This is a genomic window from Candidatus Magnetominusculus xianensis (assembly GCA_001541255.1).
Classification (GTDB): domain Bacteria; phylum Nitrospirota; class Thermodesulfovibrionia; order Thermodesulfovibrionales; family Magnetobacteriaceae; genus Magnetominusculus; species Magnetominusculus xianensis.
Genome location: LNQR01000056.1, coordinates 79,388 through 87,008 on the forward strand (window position 1 = coordinate 79,388; position 7,621 = coordinate 87,008).

The 7,621-nt window shown below is 46.8% G+C and carries 8 protein-coding genes; 6 read left to right on the top strand and 2 right to left on the bottom strand.

Going from position 1 to position 7,621, the window contains the following annotated elements; all coding sequences use genetic code 11:
- The first annotated feature begins 44 nt into the window (after positions 1 to 44).
- From dnaB to ASN18_RS07660, 6 genes are all read left to right on the top strand, one after another.
- Positions 45 to 1,421 (top strand): replicative DNA helicase, encoded by a 1,377-nt coding sequence (gene dnaB / locus ASN18_RS07635; protein ID WP_085052148.1) that lies wholly within the window; start codon positions 45 to 47, stop codon positions 1,419 to 1,421.
- Positions 1,422 to 1,474: 53 nt separating this feature from the next.
- Positions 1,475 to 2,281: an AmmeMemoRadiSam system protein B gene (gene amrB, locus ASN18_RS07640; protein ID WP_085052149.1), complete on the top strand. Its 807-nt coding sequence runs from the start codon at positions 1,475 to 1,477 to the stop codon at positions 2,279 to 2,281.
- A gap of 364 nt (positions 2,282 to 2,645) precedes the next feature.
- Complete coding sequence (locus tag ASN18_RS07645; protein WP_085052150.1) at positions 2,646 to 2,909, top strand: hypothetical protein; 264 nt, start codon at positions 2,646 to 2,648, stop codon at positions 2,907 to 2,909.
- Positions 2,887 to 3,237 carry a toxin-antitoxin system TumE family protein gene (locus ASN18_RS07650; RefSeq protein ID WP_085052151.1) on the top strand — a complete coding sequence of 117 codons (351 nt, stop codon included), beginning with the start codon at positions 2,887 to 2,889 and terminating at the stop codon, positions 3,235 to 3,237. The genes ASN18_RS07645 and ASN18_RS07650 overlap by 23 nt, the downstream gene beginning before the upstream one ends.
- 100 nt (positions 3,238 to 3,337) lie before the next feature.
- A complete protein-coding gene (locus ASN18_RS07655; RefSeq protein ID WP_085052152.1) occupies positions 3,338 to 4,531 on the top strand; it encodes an aldo/keto reductase in 1,194 nt (397 codons plus the stop codon).
- Positions 4,528 to 5,445 carry a DUF6599 family protein gene (locus tag ASN18_RS07660; RefSeq protein WP_085052153.1) on the top strand — a complete coding sequence of 306 codons (918 nt, stop codon included), beginning with the start codon at positions 4,528 to 4,530 and terminating at the stop codon, positions 5,443 to 5,445. The genes ASN18_RS07655 and ASN18_RS07660 overlap by 4 nt, the downstream gene beginning before the upstream one ends.
- Here ASN18_RS07660 and ASN18_RS07665 read toward each other — a convergent pair.
- Together ASN18_RS07665 and bioA are read right to left on the bottom strand one after the other, a co-directional pair.
- Positions 5,426 to 6,052 carry a hypothetical protein gene (locus ASN18_RS07665; protein WP_157072881.1) on the bottom strand — a complete coding sequence of 209 codons (627 nt, stop codon included), beginning with the start codon at positions 6,050 to 6,052 and terminating at the stop codon, positions 5,426 to 5,428. The two genes, ASN18_RS07660 and ASN18_RS07665, sit on opposite strands and share 20 nt — an antisense overlap.
- Positions 6,053 to 6,054: 2 nt before the next feature.
- The gene (gene bioA, locus ASN18_RS07670) at positions 6,055 to 7,449 is read right to left on the bottom strand and encodes an adenosylmethionine--8-amino-7-oxononanoate transaminase (RefSeq protein WP_085052155.1); all 1,395 of its coding nucleotides are present in this window, start codon (positions 7,447 to 7,449) and stop codon (positions 6,055 to 6,057) included.
- Positions 7,450 to 7,621: the final 172 nt, after the last annotated feature.

Here is a 7,621-nt window from a genome sequence, read left to right on the forward strand (position 1 = left end):
CATGGCCTGCGCGGGGTACAGCAAGACATGCCAGAGAGAGAAACATGAGAGATATAGACTATGCCATAGATAAGCTCCCCCCTCAGAATATTGACGCCGAGCAATTTGTACTTGGTGCCATACTCCTTGAAAGCGAGGCCATCTACAAGGCCCTTGAGGTAATTACCCCCGCAGATTTTTATAAAACATCTCACAGATGCATATTCTCTGCCATGCTCAGTCTCCTTGACAACAGCGAACCAATAGATATAATCACCTTAGTAGACCAACTGAGAAAACAAGATGATATTGAAAAGGCTGGCGGCGTATCATATCTTTCAACTATACAAAATGCTGTCCCTACATCTGCCAATATCGTATTTCACTGCAAGATAATCAGAGAGAAGGCCATCCTGAGAGGACTTATTGGGGCAGCTAATAGCATCGTCTCAAATATTTATGAAGAGTCTCAGGATGCCGACGAGATGATGGACTTTGCCGAGAAAACTATTTTTGCCTTGTCTGAGCAGCGAATGCGCCGTCCATTTTCGACACTAAAAGAGGTCGTAAAGGAAAGCATCGCGATGATAGAGCGCCTTTATAACAACAAGGAGGCCATTACAGGCGTGGCGTCGGGCTTTAAAGACCTCGACGAACTGACAACGGGGTTTCAGCAAGGAGACCTGATAATCATAGGCGGGCGGCCATCAATGGGAAAGACAGCCCTGTGTCTTAACATCGCCCAGCATGTGGGCATGAATGTCAAACAACCTGTGGCCATATTCAGTCTCGAGATGTCAAAGAGGCAGCTCGCCATGAGAATGTTGTGTTCTGAGGCGATGGTCGATTCAAACCGGGTAAGAAAGGGTTTTCTACGGAAAGAAGACTGGCCTAAACTTACATCAGCCGCAGGAAAGCTGGCCGAGGCGCCGATTTACATAGACGATGCCTCTGACATAGGGGTGCTTGAGATGAGGTCAAAGTCACGGCGGCTAAAAATGGAACACGGCCTCGGTATGGTAATTGTCGATTACCTGCAGCTTGTGCGCGGGCGTTCGGGTGTGGAGCGGCGCGAGCAGGAGATATCAGAGATATCCCGTTCACTTAAGGGACTTGCAAAGGAGCTTAACATACCCGTCATAGCCCTAAGCCAATTAAATCGATTAGTGGAGCAGCGTCGGCCTCCAATTCCTACGATTGCGGACTTGAGAGAATCCGGTGCTATTGAGCAAGACGCCGACGTCATATTGTTTTTATACAGAGACGAGGTTTATAATAGAGATGACCCTGCCTCAAAGGGCAAGGCGGAACTCCATGTAGCAAAGCAGAGAAACGGCCCTGCCGGGGTCAAAGTGAATTTGTCTTTTTTGTCCGAGGTTACAAGGTTTATGGACTATACCGAAGGAGGAAGCTATATCGAAGACTCCGAAGAGGTCTTTTAGAGGACTCTCAGCAGTAACAACCCCCATAACCAGCCATAACAAGGGAGATTAAAATGAAAAGACCAGCGGCAGTAGCAGGGCAATTTTATAGTGGTACAGAGGCCGCCCTTACCGCTGAGGTCGGGGCCTGCATGACAGGGGTTGAACACCACCCCTTGCAAAAGGTCATTGGCATAATAAGCCCGCACGCCGGGTTTATCTATTCCGGGGTGGTGGCTGCGGCGGTATATTCAACAATTGAATTTCCAGATACGTTTATTTTGATAGGTCCAAATCATACGGGCTTAGGCGGGAAGTTTTCGATAATGTCAAGCGGTCAGTGGGAAGTCCCTACGCACACGTTTGACATAGACGAAGAACTTGGCAATGCACTCCTCAACACTGGTATATTCAAAGAAGAACACAGCGCACACAGGTTTGAGCATTCACTGGAAGTACAGCTTCCATTTATCGCGTATTTCTCCAAGACCGTAAAAATAGTCCCGATAACGGTAATGGGGCTGGACGCTCAGGAGTGCAAGGCGGCGGGCGAGGCCATTGCGAAGGTAATCACGTCTGCTGAGAAGTCTATTGTAATAGCGGTAAGCTCAGACATGAGCCACTACCTGCCTGAACCGCAGGCAAGGCAAAAAGACAAGCTGGCGCTTGATATGATCTTAAGGCTTGACCCGGACGGCTTATATAATGTTGTGCAAAAGGAGCGCATAACGATGTGCGGCGTCCTGCCAGCGGCTATTATGTTACACGCAGCTAACGCACTGGGCGCAAAGAAGGCCGAGATAATAAAATATACCACATCGGCAGAGGCCAGCGGCGACTATGGCCGCGTCGTAGGATATGCAGGGGTTATTGTAACCTAAAGGTGAGGTGGTACAGGACAGAAGCAGCAAAATATAATTTGTTAGATTGAGACAGATTGTTGTACTATAAATCATTAACAAGTAACTGGTCATATCCGGTGGACGCCAGGGCAAACGCATTAGAAAAATAAAGCAGATATTACCCATGAAATTAGCGCCGGTAGAGAGTTTCATGGATTCCTGCTTTCGCAGGAATGACAAAATGAGGGCTGAAATGACAAACTTAGGTGTTAATTTGTTCTACCTTGTCTGTCATTCCCGCGAAAGCGGGAATCCAAAAGAGGAAATCTATGTTGTACTTTTCTAATGCGTTTGCCCTGCGGTGGACGCTTATTTGACATTGGCCGGTAAGAGGAGGTGCAAAATGTTAACAATAAATAAAAGCGATATTGTAGACGGTCTGCTTCTGGGGTTGATGGCAGATATGCATGTAGTTAAAGACAAGCTTGTTTATTTCGAGAATAAATACCATGTATCCTATGAAGTGTTTGAACAGACCGTAAAAAATCAGGAAGAGGACTATAAGCAGTGGGATGATTATATAGAATGGAAGGCATACAGGCATTTGTTTGAAGATATCAGCCGGAAAATTAGTGATGTAAAAAATGCTGATTTTGAAGTTACTTAGTGACGCTGACTTCATAGTGTCATATGAAGTCCATGATTACAGGCAGTGGGACAGGGGTTTTTATTACAACATAAGAATCGTTTTTATTGACAGTTCTATGCTGATTGCAAGAGAATATATTGATGAACCTCAACGTGACTACTCTTTTCATTGGCAAAATTCAGATAATAAATTGCTCAAAAGATGGGATAACGCTCCCCATTACAGAGAACTGATGACTTTCCCTTATCACATGCACATGGAATCATGGGTAATTGAAAGCATGGTTGTGTCTTTGGAAGACGTATTAACACAAATTGAAGGAATATTGAAGGATAAGAAGTCATGATGCTTCAGTTATCTCAAAACATATACGCATCATCCGGTTATTAAGCAAGTAATTCAAGCATGAATGCTGTTTAATTTAACAATACAAGGAGGATAACATCATGAGAAGACGAGATTTCTTAAAAGCTGGGGCAGTCGTTGCTGCGGCATCGGCCTTGATTTCACCGGCGGCAAGTGCGGCAGAGGAAACCGCGGGGTCAGTCAAACGATATACAGAGATCGGCAAGACCGGTCTTAAGATGAGCGATATATCATGCGGCTGCGGCGGCCTGCCATCGGCCTCCCTTGTGCTGAGGGCTATAGACAAGGGAATTAATTATTTCGACACCGCGCCGGACTACGGCAAGTCTGAATCCTACATCGGCGAGGCCATGAAAAGTATCAAGCGCGATAAAGTCATCATCGCCTCTAAGTTCTGCACTCCCATGCCATATCCCGGTCATTTACCCGTCGGCAGCACCAAAGAGCAGTACATCGCCTCTGTCGATGGAAGCCTCTCCCGCATGAAGACCGACTACCTTGATTTTGTATTCGTCCACGCCATTGGCGAGGTTGACAAGGACAAGGACAAGGAACTTAAGCGCCTGCTTGATGAAAACATGCTTGCCGCCTATCAGTCCCTCAAAAAGGCCGGTAAGGTGAAATTCCTCGCCGTTTCCTCACACGGGCCATCGAACATGGAAGACCTCCTCCTGGCAGCCGTTAACAGCGGTCACTATGATATGATAATGCCCGCGTTTAACTTTATGAAGTTCCCCAAATGCCCCGATGTCCTCAAAGAGGCTAAAAAGAAAGGCGTCGGCGTTGTGGCGATGAAAACAATGGCCGGGGCAAAGGACATGAATCTGGATTTCAAGGGCGCTGATTTTGCCCAGTCTACCTTTAAGTGGACACTAAAACACCCAGAAGTAAACGGCCTTGTGGTAACAATGAAAAGTGTCGCGGACATTGATAAATATCTTCCTGCCTCTGGACAACAGTACACTTCTGCTGATGAGCGTATTCTCAATCAGTATGCCAGCGCGTATGGCAGTTCATATTGCCGTACAGGGTGCGGGCTTTGCGAGGGTGTATGTGCTAATGGGGTAGAGATAGCGGCCTCACTAAGGTATCAGATGTATTTCAAAGACTATGGGATGGAAAAGCGGGCGATGACCTCATATGCCATGCTCAACAATAAAGCGGATGTGTGTCTGACCTGTAAGAATACCGCGTGTACTGGAGCGTGCCCGTATGGACTGCCGGTAGCACAGATGCTTCAGGAGACCCATCAGACGCTTACGTTTAACGTATGAAAGATGGCTCTCTCAGATGGCCGCCCTATCTGCTCATAGGACTGCTGCCTGTAATTGCGGCAGTCATATACATGACAGGGCAGAGGTATGACGCGGCAGCAGTAAATTTCACATTTCAAAAAGGCGGCGCTGAGTCGATTCAGCTTCCCGAGGATGTTGAGGGATACAAGAAAGTTGGCCGCCCGCGTCAGTTCACAAAAGACAATCTCTACGAATATAACAACGGTCACGCCGAGTACTTTATAGCAAAAGGATTTTCAAGCCTGACAGTGTACGAATACGCAAAGGCCGACACACAGGCTGACACACTTGTTGAAATCTACGACATGGGCAAACCTATTCAGGCATTTGCCGTTTTGACCGATGAGCTGCCAGCAGACTCAACCGCTGCTTCAGTGGGCACAATGGGTTACACACTGTCTCGCGGTGTGCTTTTTTTTGCTGGCAGGTACTATGTCAAGATTGTAACATTTAATGACAGTGTTCCTGCCGGTAAGATTGCCTCTGTTGTGGAGAAATCTATAGGTGCCGATGCAGAGCCTTTTACGCTGTTTGACAGGTTTCCAAAGTTTGGCAAAGTCGTTGCGACACAGTTTATAAAGGAAAACTATCGGGGGCTCGACTTTGTTCATGACGCACTTGAAAGGGAATATGAACTTGACGGTGAAAAGGTCGCTGTTTGCCTCATTCAACAGCCAGAGAAGACACTTGCGGCGTATCTCAATTTCTTCAAAACCAGTAACACGAAATACTCTATAGTTGAGCACGGCGGCAAGCAGCTTTATAAAGTTGACGACAAATACGAGGGGCAGTGGGTATTAATCCCCCTTGAGGACACGCTCATAGGGGTATTTGGCAAGCTTAGTGACGATAAATTAATGGAGATTATTTCGCTTAACAGTCCTCGCGGCTAAAGTTGGAGAATATGTAATCCTTAAACCCTGACAGGACATTCGCAGCCTTGTCCTTATCGCCAGATGAGTATACCGTAATCTGGGCATCGTCAAAAACCAACTCAACCGAATAAATGTGCTGCGCTGCACCGAAGCCCGGTATGACTGTGCCGTGCTGAAGGGCGATTTTCTCTACAAAGGCTACACCATCGGGATTTCCTGTCTCTATTTCCCTGTGTGTTACTCTAATATCCTTAAGCTGGCTAAGAGCCTTAAAAATCTTTTTCTTACGAAATGTGCCCTTTATGGCAATAGCCGCAATGTCGTTGTCATTATCAAGAAAAACGGCAATGGCCGCCTTTCTAAAAATATACAGCCAGCTTAGTGGATAAATGACGGCAAATAAAACAGCCGTAATTGCATAGTGAATATAACTCAGCCAGCCCGAAAGGGCAGCCACAACGAAATAAGAAAACGCAGCGCCTGCTGCAACAAACGTCGAGGCCATTTCCCTGTTATAAATACCGCTATGTAAGACGCTGCCCTTTTCGGACTTAAATGCTGATGTCGTAAATAATAAGGACTTGCTAACGGGTTCAAATTTGTAATCCTGCAGTGAATTATTCATAATCATATGGCACTGTTTTCCTTAGGTTTTTCTGTAACGCTGGCTATCGAGTCTTCGATTCGGCTCAACATTGCCGTTAGATTTTCTTCAGATATGCTCAGGGGTGGCATTATCACTATGCAATCCCCTAGCGGCCTCAAAAACACACCCTTGTCTCTGACATCAAGGACAACCCTCCAGCCTGTTTTGTCTTCAACGGGGTATGCCTCCCTGGTCTCCTTATTTTTAACTAGCTCCACTCCAGCCATGGAACCAGCGCTCCTGGTATCGCCGACATGCTTGAGGCGTAAGAGTCGTTTCAGCCATCTATCGAGGATTTCGATTTTGGGCATCAAATGGTTTAATGTGTCTTCTTTGTCAAACAGGTCCAGCACGGCAATGGCTGCAGCACAGCCAATTGCATTACCCGTATAGGAATGACCGTGAAAGAATTGCTTCATCTGTCCGTATTCGCCAAGGAAGGCATTGTATATCTCATCTGTTGCAACTGTGACGGCTAAGGGGAGGTAACCGCCCGTTATTCCCTTCGACAGACATATGATGTCCGGCACTACACCTTCTAAAGCACACGCAAACATCACACCCGTTCTTCCAAACCCGGTTGCAATCTCATCGGCGATGAGAAGAACCCCGTATTTAGTACATAAGCGCTGAACCCCAATTAAAAATCCCTCCGGTGCGGCTATCATCCCTCCGGCTGCCTGCATCTTCGGCTCTATTATCACGGCGGCTATCTCATGGCTGTGTTCTTCTAATTGTCTTTCCATCTCGCTGAGACACGCCATCGCGCACGACGCCCTGTCAAGCCCAAGTTCACACCTGTAACAATATGGCGCAGGACTTTTAAATGATTTAAACAACAGGGGATTAAACGCAGCGTGGAATATGTCTATGCCCCCAACGCTTACCGCCCCCAGTGTATCGCCGTGGTAGGCCCTGTTAAGCGACAGGAAGGTGTTTTTCCCAGTAACACCCTTGTGCAGCCAGTACTGAAATGCCATCTTAAGGGCTACCTCCACAGCAGTTGAGCCGTTGTCAGAGTAAAATACCCTTAAAAGCGGCGGTCTGCTTTCAGCTATAAGAGATTTTCTGAGGAGTCTTATAAGCCTCTCAGCAAGCAAGATAGACGGTTCCCCGGCAAGTCCCAACAGTGTGCTGTGTGCTATACGGTCAAGCTGCCCTTTTATGGCATCGTCTATCTCTTTTTTCCTATGACCAAAGATATTAACCCACAGCGATGACACCCCGTCTATGTACCATCTGCCGCTGATGTCTTTGATAAAACACCCGCTGCCCTCTGTGATTATCACAGGGGAGACCTCTGCCCATTCCTTCATCTGGGTAAATGGATGCCAGACGTATTTCCTGTCAAGTTCGCCAAGGTGGTGGTAATCCAATCAGTCCCTCTCAATAATTAACTCTAACCGATTTTAAGTAATGCACTGCGGCAATGTCAATGTCACTGGAATATCATGCAAGGAATCCCTAAAACCGAAATAGAGATTGAAAAAAGGGTGAAAGCCCCCGTGCTTAAAGGGTAGCAGATGGTATAAAATATCACCTGCAAGG